General features: G+C 69.9%; 11 protein-coding genes and 1 tRNA gene. 5 read left to right on the top strand and 7 right to left on the bottom strand.

Features of this window, described 5'->3' with window-relative positions; all coding sequences use genetic code 11:
* Window positions 1-30: 30 nt before the first annotated feature.
* From cysS to ACIG36_RS25280, 3 genes are all read left to right on the top strand, one after another.
* The gene (gene cysS, locus ACIG36_RS25290; RefSeq protein ID WP_399932014.1) at window positions 31-1,425 is read left to right on the top strand and encodes a cysteine--tRNA ligase; all 1,395 of its coding nucleotides are present in this window, start codon (window positions 31-33) and stop codon (window positions 1,423-1,425) included.
* Window positions 1,426-1,499: 74 nt separating this feature from the next.
* Entirely contained in the window at window positions 1,500-2,450 is a 951-nt protein-coding gene (gene rlmB, locus ACIG36_RS25285) for a 23S rRNA (guanosine(2251)-2'-O)-methyltransferase RlmB (RefSeq protein ID WP_399932012.1), read from the top strand.
* A gap of 160 nt (window positions 2,451-2,610) precedes the next feature.
* Window positions 2,611-4,218: a DoxX family membrane protein gene (locus ACIG36_RS25280; protein WP_399932009.1), complete on the top strand. Its 1,608-nt coding sequence runs from the start codon at window positions 2,611-2,613 to the stop codon at window positions 4,216-4,218.
* 127 nt (window positions 4,219-4,345) lie between these two features.
* Here ACIG36_RS25280 and ACIG36_RS25275 read toward each other — a convergent pair whose 3' ends face one another.
* The 3 genes from ACIG36_RS25275 to ACIG36_RS25265 all read right to left on the bottom strand — a co-directional run bounded on the left by ACIG36_RS25275 (window position 4,346) and on the right by ACIG36_RS25265 (window position 6,889).
* Window positions 4,346-5,068, bottom strand: coding sequence for an NDP-sugar synthase (locus tag ACIG36_RS25275; protein ID WP_399932006.1), 723 nt, complete (start codon window positions 5,066-5,068; stop codon window positions 4,346-4,348).
* 80 nt (window positions 5,069-5,148) lie between these two features.
* Window positions 5,149-5,562 carry a hypothetical protein gene (locus ACIG36_RS25270; protein ID WP_399932003.1) on the bottom strand — a complete coding sequence of 138 codons (414 nt, stop codon included), beginning with the start codon at window positions 5,560-5,562 and terminating at the stop codon, window positions 5,149-5,151.
* Window positions 5,563-5,764: 202 nt separating this feature from the next.
* Window positions 5,765-6,889, bottom strand: coding sequence for an ABC transporter ATP-binding protein (locus tag ACIG36_RS25265; RefSeq protein WP_399932000.1), 1,125 nt, complete (start codon window positions 6,887-6,889; stop codon window positions 5,765-5,767).
* 161 nt (window positions 6,890-7,050) lie between these two features.
* Between ACIG36_RS25265 and ACIG36_RS25260 the strand changes: the two genes are divergently transcribed.
* Window positions 7,051-7,123, top strand: a tRNA-Thr gene (locus tag ACIG36_RS25260).
* A 40-nt stretch (window positions 7,124-7,163) separates the two neighbouring features.
* Here the strand turns inward: ACIG36_RS25260 and ACIG36_RS25255 are convergent.
* From ACIG36_RS25255 to ACIG36_RS25245, 3 genes are all read right to left on the bottom strand, one after another.
* Complete coding sequence (locus tag ACIG36_RS25255) at window positions 7,164-7,820, bottom strand: HEPN domain-containing protein (protein ID WP_399931997.1); 657 nt, start codon at window positions 7,818-7,820, stop codon at window positions 7,164-7,166.
* Window positions 7,821-7,868: 48 nt separating this feature from the next.
* Window positions 7,869-9,023, bottom strand: a complete 1,155-nt coding sequence (locus ACIG36_RS25250; RefSeq protein ID WP_399931994.1) for a DUF262 domain-containing protein — start codon at window positions 9,021-9,023, stop codon at window positions 7,869-7,871.
* A gap of 145 nt (window positions 9,024-9,168) precedes the next feature.
* Complete coding sequence (locus tag ACIG36_RS25245; RefSeq protein ID WP_399931991.1) at window positions 9,169-11,334, bottom strand: MMPL family transporter; 2,166 nt, start codon at window positions 11,332-11,334, stop codon at window positions 9,169-9,171.
* A 310-nt stretch (window positions 11,335-11,644) separates the two neighbouring features.
* Between ACIG36_RS25245 and ACIG36_RS25240 the strand changes: the two genes are divergently transcribed.
* Entirely contained in the window at window positions 11,645-12,751 is a 1,107-nt protein-coding gene (locus tag ACIG36_RS25240) for an aminopeptidase P family protein (RefSeq protein WP_399931989.1), read from the top strand.
* Between the two features lie 26 nt (window positions 12,752-12,777).
* Here the strand turns inward: ACIG36_RS25240 and ACIG36_RS25235 are convergent, their stop codons facing one another.
* A complete protein-coding gene (locus ACIG36_RS25235) occupies window positions 12,778-13,266 on the bottom strand; it encodes a GNAT family N-acetyltransferase (RefSeq protein ID WP_399931986.1) in 489 nt (162 codons plus the stop codon).
* Between the last annotated feature and the right edge of the window lie 23 nt (window positions 13,267-13,289).

Below are 13,289 nucleotides of genomic sequence, written 5' to 3'. Positions count from 1 at the left end.
GCACCCCCTCCGGCCCACTACCCTTGTCCCGTGACCATTCGCCTGTACGACACCAGCGCCCGGCAGATCCGCGACTTCTCCCCGATCGTTCCGGGCTGCGTCTCGATCTACCTCTGCGGCGCCACCGTGCAGGCCGCACCCCACATCGGGCACATTCGGTCGGGCCTGAACTTCGACATCATGCGCCGCTGGTTCACCTACCGCGGCTACGACGTGACGTTCGTCCGCAATGTCACGGACATCGACGACAAGATCATCAACAAGGCCGCCGACCAGGGCCGCCCGTGGTGGTCCATCGGCTACGAGAACGAGTGCGCGTTCAACAACGCCTACGACGCCCTCGGCTGCCTGCGCCCGACCGTCGAACCGCGCGCGACCGGCCACGTGCCGGAGATGATCGAGATGATGCGCGGCCTGATCGAGCGCGGTCACGCCTACGCCGCCGACGGCAACGTCTACTTCGACGTCCGCTCCTTCCCCGGCTACCTCAAGCTCTCCAACCAGGAGCTGGACAACCTCCTGCAGCCCTCCGGCGAGGGCGAGACCGGCAAGCGCGACCCCCGCGACTTCGCCATGTGGAAGGCCGCCAAGGACGGCGAGCCGTCCTGGGAGACCCCCTGGGGCCGCGGCCGCCCCGGCTGGCACCTGGAGTGCTCGGCCATGGCCCACAAGTACCTGGGCGAGACCTTCGACATCCACGGCGGCGGCCTCGACCTGATCTTCCCGCACCACGAGAACGAGATCGCCCAGGCCAAGGCCTTCGGCGACGACTTCGCGCAGTACTGGGCCCACAACGCGTGGGTGACCATGAGCGGCGAGAAGATGTCGAAGTCGCTGGGCAACTCCGTGCTCGTCTCCGAGATGGTCAAGCACTGGCGCCCCATCGTCCTGCGCTACTACCTCGGCACCCCGCACTACCGATCGATGATCGAGTACAGCGAGGAGGCCCTGCGCGAGGCCGAGTCCGCCTTCGCGCGGATCGAGGGCTTCATCCAGCGGGTCGTGGAGAAGGCCGGGCCCGTCGAGCCCGCGCCCGAGGTCCCCCCGGCCTTCGCCGAGGCCATGGACGACGACTTCGGCGTCCCCCAGGCTCTCGCCGTCCTCCACACCACCGTCCGCCAGGGCAACTCCGCCCTGACCGCCGACGACAAGGAAACCGCCGTCGCCCGGCTGGCCGAGGTGCGCGCCATGCTCGGTGTGCTGGGTCTCGACCCGCTGGACGAGCAGTGGTCCGGCTCCGGCGCCGACCGCGGCGAGGACCTGCACGGCGTGGTGGACTCGCTGGTCAGGCTGGTCCTCGAGCAGCGCGAGGCGGCCCGGGGGCGCAAGGACTACGCCACCGCCGACGCCATCCGCGACCAGCTCCAGCAGTCGGGCCTCGCCATCGAGGACACCCCGTCCGGACCCCGCTGGTCCCTGTCCTGAGGGACACTTTTCGTACGTACGTTTACTGAGCCGCCCCCCATGCGGTTCTGAGCAGTAAAGAGATAGGTGACCCCATGGCCGGCAACAGCCAGCGCAGGAACCGCCGCACGTCCAACAAGAAGGGCGCGACGGTCGGCAGCGGCGGCCAGCGGCGCCGAGGCCTTGAGGGCAAGGGCCCGACCCCGCCCGCGTCCATGCGTAAGGGACACAAGAAGAACCGTGTCGCCAACGCCCAGGCCAAGCACGCCGCACGCCGCCCGGCGCCCCGCCGCGGCGGCCCCAAGGGCACGAACGAGCTGGTCGTCGGCCGCAACTCGGTCGTCGAGGCGCTGCGCGAGGGCGTCCCCGCGAACACGCTCTACGTCCAGCAGTTCCTGGACAACGACGAGCGCGTCCGCGAGGCGCTGCAGCTCGCCACGGAAAAGGGCCTCAACCTCATGGAGGCCCCCCGCCCCGAGCTGGACCGCATGACCAACGGCCTCAACCACCAGGGCCTGGTCCTGTCGGTGCCGCCGTACGACTACGCCCACCCCGAGGACCTCACCGCCGCCGCCTTCGACGACGGCGAGGACCCGCTGATCGTCGCCCTCGACGGCATCACCGACCCGCGCAACCTCGGCGCCGTCGTCCGCTCCGCGTCCGCCTTCGGCGGCCACGGCGTGGTCGTCCCCGAGCGCCGCGCGGCCGGCATGACCGCCAGCGCCTGGAAGACCTCCGCCGGCACCGCCGCCCGCACGCCCGTCGCCCGCGCCACCAACATGACGCGCACGCTCGAGGCGTACCAGAAGGAGGGCCTGACGGTCGTCGGCCTGGCGGCGGACGGCGACGTCGAGCTGCACGAGCTCGAGGCCCTCGAGGGCCCGGTCGTCATCGTCGTCGGCAGCGAGGGCAAGGGCCTGTCCCGCCTGGTCGGCGAGACCTGCGACTTCCGGGTGCGCATTCCGATGCCGGGCGGCGCCGAGTCGCTCAACGCCGGTGTCGCGGCCGGTGTCGTCCTCTACGAGGCGGCCCGCCGCCGCGCGTGACGCCCGAGGTGTACTGATTCGTCCGGTGGCCGGGGTGACACACCCCGGCCACCGGCCGTCTTCGCCCCCGGCCGCCGGGTCCGCCCGTTGATGATCTTGACGGGTCTCGGACACATCGAACCGGTCAAGGCAGTGTCCTAATCTCCGGTCACTCGGTTAGATGAGTGTGGACACCAGAACACCCCGCACACCTACGGGGGGAAGCTCTTCCGGGTACGACGACCAGCCCGCGCTGAGTACGGTGAAGGTCCCCTCGGACCCGGCGCAGGTCATCGTCAACCACTTGAGCTTCCGGGTGCAGCTCGCCCGGCCCCCACGTGCCGGCCGGCAGTACGCCGGCGCGGCGGACACGGCCCAGCTGCCCACGGTCAGGAGCGCGGCCAAGCGCCGCGCCCCACTGGTGTGGAGCGGGCGCACCGGGCCCGGCGACTCGGCCTCCACCCAGCTCCTGCAGGCGGCCGTCAGAGACTCCGGCGGCACCGCCGGGGGCGGGGACGCCGGCGCCACCCAGGTGCTGCCGCGCATCGGCGTCGACGACGGCCCCCCGACCACCGTCATCGGCCCCCGCGGCCCCGCCGAGGCCGGCGGCGCCCGCACCCCCCTCCTGCACGGCGTACGCCCCGCCCGCGGCGCCTACGACGACGACCCCGACGCCGCGTACGACGCCTACGACGAGCACGACGGCTTCGACGGCGAGGACGAGGACGACGAGGCCGGCCGCAACCGCGACTCCGTCCGCCACGCCTACTACCCCGGCCGCCGGATGAACCTCGGCGTCGTCCTGCTCCCCCTGCGCATCTTCCTCGGCCTGATCTCCATCTACGCCGGCATGGGCAAGCTCTGCGACCCCGTCTACTTCGACGGCGGCAAGCGCGGCTCCATGGTCCACTGGCTCACCCAGCTCCACCCCTGGTCCGCCGCGTCCCCGCTGCGCGACCTCGCCCTGAGCCACCCCGTCGGCGCCGGGCTCACCGTCGCCTTCCTCCAGGTCGTCGTCGGCATCCTCACCATCTTCGGCCTCTGGCAGCGTCTGGCCGCCTCCATCGGCGTCCTGCTCTCCGCCGTCCTGATCGTCACCGTCAGCTGGCGGACCGTCCCCGTCTACGAAGCCCCCGACTTCATCTACCTCGCCGCCTGGAGCCCCCTCGTCATCGCCGGGGCCCCCTTCTACTCCGTCGACGGACGACTGGCCGGCGAGGCCTGGCGGCGGCTGGGCCCGCGCGCCGAGCTGCGGCAGCTGCGCCGCCGCGTCCTGCGCCGGGGCACGGTCATGGCGACCGTCCTGATCGGCCTCTCCCTGATCACCGGCTCGATGCTCGGTGGGGCCGTGCGGTCCTCCCGGGTCGCGGAGGCCCCCGGCGTCCCCACCCCGCCCGCCAACAGCCTCCCCGGCTCGCCCCTCCCGCAGAAGCCCTCCTCGTCCACCCCCCGCGGCTCCCACGGCCCGGCCGTGGCGGGCACCCCGAAGCCCAGCGCCTCGAACCGCAAGGTGCCCGCCCCGGGCGCCACGCCGTCGGCTCCCGCCGGCACCGCCCGCACCCCGGCCGCCACGGCCGGCAGCGCCGGACAGTCCAGCAGCGGCACCGGCAGCGTCCGTCCCGCCCCGCAGAGCCCCCGCCAGGCCCCCGCGGTCCCGCCGCGCAGCTCCTCGGGCTCCTCGACGGGCAGCTCCACCAGCGGCGGCACGAGCAGCGGCTCGGGCGGCTCGTCCGGCGGCTCCTCGGGCGGCTCGACGGGCGGCGGGGCGCTCGGCGGCCTGCTGGGCTGAGCGCCGTCCGTCGTCCCGCAGTACGACCAGTGGCCCGTTCCCCGAAGTGCCGGGGAACGGGCCACTGGCCGTGAGCTGTGGTGTGCGCTGGTGCCCACCGTCGGCTGTGCGCTGTGTGCCGCGGCGTCTACCGCGCCAGTTCCTTCGCGGCCTCGGTCAGGTCCTTGGCGGTGTCGATGGCGCGCCAGTACGCGCCCTGCGGCAGCGGGAAGCCCGCCAGCCGTCGCTCGCGCGCCAGCCGCGGGAACGTCGTCCGCTCGTGGTCACCGCGCTCGGGCAGCAGATCGGTGAAGCCCGGCGAGAAGACGTACACGCCCGCGTTGATCAGGTACGGCGAGGGCGGCGACTCGATGAAGTCCAGCACGTGCCCGAACTCGTCGGTCTCGACGGCACCCCAAGGGATCCTCGGCCGGGCCAGCGCCAGCGTCGCCGTGGCGTCGCGCTCGTGGTGGAAGGCCGCCATCTCGCGCAGCGAGAAGCGGGTCCAGATGTCGCCGTTGGTGGCGTACCAGGGCTCGTCGGGCCGGGGGAGCGAGGCGGCCGCGTACTTGAGGCCGCCGCCGCGGCCCAGCGGCTCCTTCTCGACCACCGTGGTCACCCGGAGCGGCAGATCGGCCGACACGAGCCAGTCCTGCAGCACCTCGGCCAAATGGCCGCACGAGACCACGGCGTCGGTGACGCCCTCGGCGGCCAGCCAGGAAAGCTGATGGCCGATGATCGGGACCCCCGTGCCGGGAATCTCGACCATCGGCTTGGGACGGTCGTCGGTGTACGGGCGCAGCCGTGACCCCTGGCCTCCGGCCAGGATCACGGCTTGCGCGGGGTACGGGTAGGGCTGGGTGCCGGTCATGCTCCGCACGATATGCGGTGCCGCGGGCGGAGGTGCGACCAGCGGGCGGAACCCGGCCCGTGGGGGCTGCCGGGGTGTGCCTAGTGCCCCTGGACGACGCCGGTGGCGTACGCGGTGTCGCAGACGGGACGGGCGTAGCCCTGGGCCTTCTTCTGGCCGAGCTTGCGGACTGCCGCCTGCCCGAGGGTGCGGGCGATGTCCACGCAGTAACGGGCCAGCGAGGGGCGGCCGTTGGTCGCCTCCTGCAGGTGCGTCAGGGCGACGCCGGGGTTCTTCTCCTGGAGCTCGGTCAGCAGCCGGTCGCGCAGCACTTCGTGCGGCGCGCGCGCGGTGGCGACGGTCGAGGCGTTGTTGGACGATGCGGTGAGCACCTGGGACTCGGCGTTCGGCGCCGCCCAGGGAACGCGCGTCACCGCGAGAGTCCCCGAGAGCACAAGAACGACCGGAAGGACGAGAGCGAGGGTTCTGCCGATGCGGCGGGCGGCCTGGTTCATGCCGCAGATGGTAGCGAGGGGTAATGACGCGGCGACATTTAGTCACCCAGTCGAGTGATGCCGCGGGCGGCTGATGCGGTGGTGAAGTTGACGCACGGGAGTCGAAAAGAGGGGTGTGTCGGGGTATTCGCCAAACCCCGGGACGCTCCCGTGCGTCAGCCGCTTCAGTGCTCTGCGGGCGCCTTGCCGCAGCCCTCCCGGGTCAGTCGCTCAGGCGCTCGCCGGAGGTCGTCGAGAAGACGTGCAGCTCACCCGGGCGCGGCACGACGTGCAGGACGGAGCCCTTCTCCGGCACGTTGCGGCCGTTGACCCGGACCACGAGGTCCTTCTGCTCGCCGCCGACCTCGGCCGTCCCGTACACGTATCCGTCGGCGCCGAGCTCCTCGACGACGTTGACGGTCACGGCGAGGCCCGCCGGAGCGTCCTTGCTGAGCGAGCCGGCGGAGCCGCCGCGCTCGACGACGTCGAAGTGCTCGGGGCGCACACCCACCGTGACGGTGCGGTCGCCCTTGTCGCCCGCGCTCGACAGCGCCTCGCGCGAGACCGGCACCACGCTGTTGCCGAACTTCACGCCGCCGTCGGTGATCGGCACCTCGACGAGGTTCATCGCGGGCGAGCCGATGAAGCCCGCCACGAAGAGGTTGGCCGGCCGGTCGTACATGTTGCGCGGCGAGTCGACCTGCTGCAGCAGCCCGTCCTTGAGCACGGCCACCCGGTCACCCATGGTCATGGCCTCGACCTGGTCGTGCGTGACGTAGACGGTGGTGATGCCCAGGCGGCGCTGCAGCCCGGCGATCTGGGTGCGGGTCTGCACGCGCAGCTTGGCGTCGAGGTTGGACAGCGGCTCGTCCATGAGGAAGACCTGCGGCTCGCGGACGATGGCGCGGCCCATCGCCACCCGCTGCCGCTGACCGCCGGACAGCGCCTTGGGCTTGCGCCCCAGGTACTCGGTGAGGTCCAGGATGCGCGCGGCGTCCTCGACCTTCTGCCGGATCTCCGTCTTGTTGACGCCCGCGATCTTCAGGGCGAAGCCCATGTTGTCGGCCACGGTCATGTGCGGGTAGAGCGCGTAGTTCTGGAACACCATCGCGATGTCCCGGTCCTTGGGGGGCAGGTGGGTGACGTCCCGGTCCCCGATGCGGATGGACCCGCCGTTGACGTCCTCGAGCCCCGCCAGCATCCGCAGCGAGGTGGACTTCCCGCAGCCGGAGGGCCCGACGAGGACGAGGAATTCGCCGTCCTCGATGGCGATGTCGAGCTGATCGACGGCGGGCTTGTCGGCACCCGGGTAGATGCGGGTCGCCTTGTCGTACGTGACCGTGGCCATGGTTGTTGATCCCTTCACCGGCAGGAACGTGCCGGACGATCCGAGTAGAGGGAGTGGTCCAGTCCAATCGGGCTGGAGTGCTGGTGACGGTACCCGGGCGCGGGGCGGTTGTCAGTAGGCGTTGGGTCACGATGTGGGTGTGGGTAGACTGCCTGACGCACGCCGACTTAGCTCAGCTGGTAGAGCACCGCTCTTGTAAAGCGAAGGTCGTCGGTTCGAACCCGACAGTCGGCTCGGCGAACGGCCCTCCGGGAGTGATCCCGGAGGGCCGTTGTCATGTGGTGCTGCCGATGATCTCGGTCACGTAGTCGGCCAGTGCCTCCTGGAGGCACTGTGCGAGGACCTCGATGAAGCGCACGTTGTAGGTGAGCTCCTGCCGGGATATGTGGAGAGCCTGGGCCGTGTGGGCCACCTGGTGCCGGGAGTCCAGGAGGCCGTCGAGCTTCTGGGCCTCGAAGCCGGAGACCTCCGGTCGGCCCCACAGTTTGAGGAATCTCGGGCTGACCTTCTGGAAGACGTCGGCCATGCCGACCGCCTTGAACATCCGCTTGACGCAGGCGGAGTCGGGGTTGCTGTGCGTGGCGGCAAGGGCCTTGGGGTTGAAGCTGTCCCGGGAGAGCAGTTCGACGGCGGCCAGGATGCCGTCGAATCGCTGCTCGCGGTCGGCTCCCCTGCTCGAACGGTCGCCCTTGATCGCCAGCTCGAGGGAGGTGATGGCCGCCTCGGTCCGCAACTTGGCCGGCAGGGCGGAGACGGGTATGCCGTGCTTGCGGATCTCGTCCAGTTCCTCCTCGAAGAGGTCCCGCAGGAATTTCTCGAACGCCGCCACGGTCAGCACGGTGCAGGCGCCCCGCAGGCCGGAAACGATGGGCAGTTCTCGCTGCGCCGGGGGATCCTGGTAGACGGATTCAGCGGAGATAAGTGCTCGCACCGATAACAGACTGGAGTCGAGCGTCACCAAGGCGGAGGACATGGTTGTTCAGCCGATCGTCCGCGCGATCATGTCCCTCATGATGGTGATCCTGTTGCGGAAGGACGAAGGTGTGTTGGTGGCCGCGTCCACGACTCCCCGGAAGTCGGGATCACTGAAGAGCTCCTTGACTCCCTGCAGGATTTCCTTCTGGCGGGACTCGAGCGCCTCCACGGTGAAATCGGAGAGGGAGAAGATCTCGGCGTCGAAGAGCGCGGCCAGCACCTGTTTCCGCCAGGTCTCCTTCTCCGGAGACCAGCGCTGGAAGGCGTGGTCACCGAAGGCGGCGCGGGCTCGTCGGATGGCGGTGCGGAACTCGTGGCGCAGGTTTTCGACGTCATCGACGGGCAGGTCGTGGTTCTCGCCCATGTAGGTGTTGAGTTTTCTGCCCATTCCACCCGAGAAGGTGGCCCAGTTCGTCCGGAAGGTGAGGTAGCGGAGGACGAATTCGGCGTCCCGCATCTCGCGGTAGATGGCGGACCGGTGCTTGTCCCGGATACCCAGGAGGGAGTGGAACTCGGCCGAGGCGGACTCTTCGAGGATCATCTCGTTGAGCCGGCCGGGCCAGGCGCTGTTGCGGATCTCCTGGGGGTTGAGGAGGATGCCGCCGGTGTTCAGGCGCCGGAACACCTGGTATTTGATGTCGGGATCGGACTGGCGCAGGATGATGACGGCCCTGAGGTTGGCCCGGGTCTCGAGGATGGTCTGCAGGGTCGCCGGGAGTTCCTTGAACGAGAGCCCGTTGGCCTCGGGGAACACGGTGAGCCCGCGCAGCCGGAAGCGGCCCTGCAGGTAGTCGCTGACGGCGGTGAGCCGCTGTTTCCCGTCGATCACGGAGTAGTGGCCGTATTTGTCCTCGTTGAGGAAGACGTTGGGGATCGGGACGTTCATGAGGAACGACTCGATCAGCTGGGATTTCCGAATGGTGTTCCAGCGGTTCCGGCGCTGATAACTCGGCGACAGATCGATTTTGTTGCTGACGACGAGATCGGTCAGGGATTTCAGGTTGTAGTCGAGGACGCTGGTCAGCAGGTCCCGCTGTTTGGCTTCCCAGAAACCGACCGGGTCCGGCTCGTCCGACGGCTCGGGTTCTTCCTGAAGGCCTTCGATGTCCTGGTGGATCCGTAATTTTCTGTCACGTGCTTCTTCGTCTGCGGAGGGCATGCGAGGGCCTTTCTGGCTCCGTGGATTCTGGTCGGGAATCCTAGGGGAGCCGGACGGCCGCGGGCACCTCGTTTCCGGAAATGCGAACAGCGCGCGAGCCGCAGGCCTCGGAGGGCCTGCGGCTCGCGCGCTGTGGTGGGCGCGGTCAGCGTCCCGCGTGCTCGGTTTCGTGCCACTGGGCGGCCGCGGCGCTGTCCGCCGGGGTCCGATCCGCCCGCGGCGCGTCCTGGTGGCCCGGCCACCAGGCCTTGTGGCCGAGGAGTGAGGTGACCGTGGGCACCAGCAGCATCGCCATGACGAAGGCGGTGAGCAGGATGCCGAAGGCCACCGCGAAGCCCATCTGCTGGAGCATGGAGTTGTCGGCCAGCATCAGGACGCCGAAGGTGCCGGCGAGGATGATCGCCGCCGCGGAGATGGTCGGGGTGGACTGGGCGACCGCGGTGCGGATGGCCTCGCGCGGCGGGACGCCGCGGCGGACCTCCTCGCGGAGGCGGGCGACCATCAGGATGTTGTAGTCGGTGCCGATGGCCACGACGAAGAGGTAGACGATGACCGGCAGCATGAACAGCAGGCCGCTCTCGCCCTTGTAGTCCTGGAAGAGCCAGACGGTCGAGCCGAGGGTGGCGCCGAAGCCCAGGGCGACGGCGATCATCAGGTACAGCGGCGCCACGAGGCTGCGGAGCAGCAGGCCGAGGATGATCATGATCGCGAGGCCGGCGACGGGGAAGACGACGCGGTAGTCGTGGCCGACGGCGTCCTGGATGTCGGAGAGCACGGCGGAGGTGCCGCCGACGAGGGCCTCGCTGCCGCTGGGCGCGGCGGCGTGGGCCTTGTCGCGGAGTTCGCCGCCGGCGAGCTCGATGGCCTTCTCGTTGGACGGGGCGTACTTGAGGACGACGCTGTACTGGGCGACGCTGCCGTCGGGGTTGGTGACGGCGGGCGCGGCCTTGGCGACGCCGTCGACGGTCTCCAGCTTGCCGCGGAACGTCTCCAGGCCGGCCTTGTCGAGCGGGGAGCCGTCCTTGGACTTCAGGTACACCATGGCCGGGTCGGACTGGCCGGCCGAGAAGCCGCGCTGCATGTCCTTCATGGCCTGGACGGATTCCAGCTTCTGCGACATCTGGCTGCTGGTGTCGAACTCGGCCTTGAAGCTGAGGGCGCCGACGGCCAGCACGGCGAGGACCGCGGTGGACAGGATCGCGACGATGCCGGGGCGGCGGGCGACGAGCCCGCCCACGCCGTTCGCGAAACGATTCCTCGGCTCCTTCTTCCATGCCTTGGACGGCCAGAAGGCGGCCCGGCCGAGCAGCGAGAAGACCGCGGGGACGAGCGTGAGCGCGGCCACCAGCGTGACGGCGACCGAGATGGCCAGGGAGGGGCCCATCGCGCGCATCATGCCCATGGTGGACAGCAGCAGCGCGAGGAAGGCCACGATGACGGCGCCGGCGGCCGAGGCGATGGTCTCGCCGACCTTGGCGACCGCGTCGACCAGGGCCTCCTTGGGCTGCTGCCCGGCCCGCAGGTGCTCGCGGTAGCGGAAGAGCAGGAAGAGGATGTAGTCGGTGCCGACACCGAAGAGGACGACGATGAGGATCGCGGATATGGAGGCGTCGGCCTTGAGCCCGCCGAGCTCGGCGGCGGTGCCGATGAGGCCGGTGGCGACCACCGAGACGACCGCGATGATGAGGACCGGCAGGATGGCGATCAGCGGGCTGCGGAAGATGACCAGCAGCAGCACGATGATCAGGACGAACGTCGCCATCATGATCATCGCGTCGGTGTCGCCGGACGACTCCTTGGCGTCGAGGTTCGTGGCCGCCTGACCGGTGAAGCCCACCTTCAACTGGGTGCCGTTCAGCAGTTCCTTGGCATCCTGGCGCAGCTTCTTGACGGACTGGGGCAGCTTCTCGTCGTAGGCGTTCTTGGTGTCCGCGATGACGTTGGCCAGCGCGATCTGCTTGTTGGGGGAGACCGCCTGCGGCGAGGTGACGACCTTGGAGATCTTCTCCCGGTGCTTGCCGTCCAGGCCGGTGGTGACCTTGGTGACGTCGCGCAGGTCGGCGTCGGTGAGCTTGCCACCGTCGGAGCGCTGGAAGACGGCTATGGCCGCGGGCTGTTCGGTCTGGGGAAAGGCCTTCTGCTGGAGGTTCCCGACGCGTACCGATTCGTAGTGCGAGGGCAGGAATTCGGTTTCGTCGGTGGTGGACTTGAGTCCGGGTGCCAGCATGGCGAGTGCCACGGCTGCGATGATCCAGCCCGCGATCGTGAGCCAGGGCCGGTGGACGGCGAACCGCCCGACTCGTCGGAACATGGTGCTCCTTCAACTCCAAGGGTCAATCACGCCGCGACGGGCGTTGGGTGATCGGCCGGTACGACGTGGGTCATCGGTCGTACGGGCATGGTCATCGGCCGTACGGACACGGGTCGTCGGTCGTACGGGTGTGCAGCACAGGCATGAACACGCTAGGCAGCCGAGTTCCGCGCGCACAACGATTTCCGGGGGAACGAGGGGTAAATCGATCCTGAGGTGGGGGCGCTCTCAGCCCTGGGGAGGAGGACCTTCTCACCCGTGGGGTAGAGACCGCCCTGCCGACCGCCTTCACCGGGATTACCCTGCCCCCATGAGCGATGTCGATTTCTATGCCGCGCGCATGGACCGCGCCGTCCGTTCGGCGGTACAGGAGGGCCTGTCGGGGCTGGTGGTGACGCCCGGCCCCGATCTCGTATGGCTGTGCGGTTACGAGCCGCCCGCCGTCACCGAGCGGTTCACGGCGCTGCTGCTGACGCCGGGCGCCAAGCCGCTCCTGGTCGTCCCTCAGCTCGAGCGACCGGACGCCGAAAAGGCACCCGGCGCGGGCGCGTTGACGATCACCGGATGGACGGACGGCGAGAATCCGTATGCGGAGACGGCCGGTCGGCTGGAGCCGCAGGGACGTTTCGGCGTCTCCGACAACGCCTGGGCGCTGCATCTCCTCGCGCTGCAACGCTCGTTGCCCGGCGCGTCCTACGGCGCGCTCACCGAGGCGCTGCCGATGCTGCGGGCGGTGAAGGACGCCTACGAGCTGGAGCGGCTGGCGGCCGCGGGGGCGGCGGCGGACGCCACCTTCGAGGCGATCACCGACCTGCGGTTCGGCGGGCGCCGGGAGAACGAGGTGGCGGCGGACCTGGCGCGGCTGCTGCGGGAGAACGGACACAGCCAGGTCGACTTCACCATCGTCGGTTCGGGCCCCAACGGCGCCAATCCGCACCACGAGGCGGGCGAACGGGTGATCGAGGACGGCGACATGGTCGTCCTGGACTTCGGCGGCCTGAAGGACGGCTACGGCTCGGACACCACCCGGACGGTGCACGTCGGCGAGCCCTCGTCCGAGGAGCGCAAGGTGCACGACCTGGTGCGCGAGGCGCAGCAGGCCGCGTTCGAGGCGGTGCGTCCGGGCGTGGCGTGCCAGGAGATCGACCGGGCGGCACGGCAGGTGATCCGGAAGGCCGGTTACGGGGAGTACTTCATTCATCGGACGGGGCACGGGATCGGCGTCACGACGCACGAACCGCCCTACATGGTGGAGGGTGAGCATTTGCCGCTGGTGCCGGGGATGTGTTTCTCGATCGAGCCGGGGATCTATCTGCCGGGCCGTTTCGGCGTCCGTATCGAGGACATCGTGGCCTGTACGGAGTCGGGGGCCCGGCGGTTGAACAACACGTCGCGGGAGATGCGGATCGTGACGTGAGCGGTGGGGCCGGCTGAGTCAGCGGGTCAGAGTGTCTGGTGCATCACGTGCAGTCCCGTGTACGAGCCGTCGGGCAGGCGGAACGCCTCGGGTACGGTGCCGATGACGTCGAAGCCGCAGGAGCGCCAGAGGGCGACGGCACGGGTGTTGGTCTGCACGACGGCGTTGAACTGCATGCCGCGATAGCCCTCGGCACGCGCCCATTCGAGGGTGTGTTCGCAGAGGGCTCTGCCCACGCCGCGGCCGGCGTGCTCGGGGGCGACCATGTAGCTGGCGCTGGCCATGTGGGCGCCGGGGCCCATCTGGTTGGGGTTCATCTTGGCGCTGCCGAGGACGGTTCCGTCGTCGTCGACCGCCACGACCGTGCGGCCCGGGGCGTCGAGCATCCAGAAGTCGCGGCCTCGCTCGAAGGTGAGGTCGCGAGGGTAGGTGTACGTCTCCCCGGCGGCGGTGATGGCCCGGAAGAAGGGCCAGACGGCGGCCCAGTCGTCCGGGGTGGCGGTTCTGATGTGCATGGGCGCCAGCATGGCGACGGTCG

It is taken from the genome of Streptomyces sp. NPDC053048 (genome assembly GCF_044547045.1).
Taxonomy (GTDB): Bacteria; Actinomycetota; Actinomycetes; order Streptomycetales; family Streptomycetaceae; genus Streptomyces.
This window is presented reverse-complemented; position numbering and strand designations above follow the sequence as displayed.

Excerpts from the sequence above, each read along its gene's own strand:
- ACIG36_RS25235 (WP_399931986.1), bottom strand. The coding sequence starts at position 13,266 with ATGCACATCAGAACCGCCACCCCGGACGACTGGGCCGCCGTCTGGCCC.
- ACIG36_RS25275 (WP_399932006.1), bottom strand. The coding sequence starts at position 5,068 with ATGACCGGCACCCAGCCCTACCCGTACCCCGCGCAAGCCGTGATCCTG.
- ACIG36_RS25280 (WP_399932009.1), top strand. The coding sequence starts at position 2,611 with ATGAGTGTGGACACCAGAACACCCCGCACACCTACGGGGGGAAGCTCT.
- ACIG36_RS25240 (WP_399931989.1), top strand. The coding sequence starts at position 11,645 with ATGAGCGATGTCGATTTCTATGCCGCGCGCATGGACCGCGCCGTCCGT.
- ACIG36_RS25270 (WP_399932003.1), bottom strand. The coding sequence starts at position 5,562 with ATGAACCAGGCCGCCCGCCGCATCGGCAGAACCCTCGCTCTCGTCCTT.
- ACIG36_RS25250 (WP_399931994.1), bottom strand. The coding sequence starts at position 9,023 with ATGCCCTCCGCAGACGAAGAAGCACGTGACAGAAAATTACGGATCCAC.
- rlmB (WP_399932012.1), top strand. The coding sequence starts at position 1,500 with ATGGCCGGCAACAGCCAGCGCAGGAACCGCCGCACGTCCAACAAGAAG.
- ACIG36_RS25245 (WP_399931991.1), bottom strand. The coding sequence starts at position 11,334 with ATGTTCCGACGAGTCGGGCGGTTCGCCGTCCACCGGCCCTGGCTCACG.
- ACIG36_RS25265 (WP_399932000.1), bottom strand. The coding sequence starts at position 6,889 with ATGGCCACGGTCACGTACGACAAGGCGACCCGCATCTACCCGGGTGCC.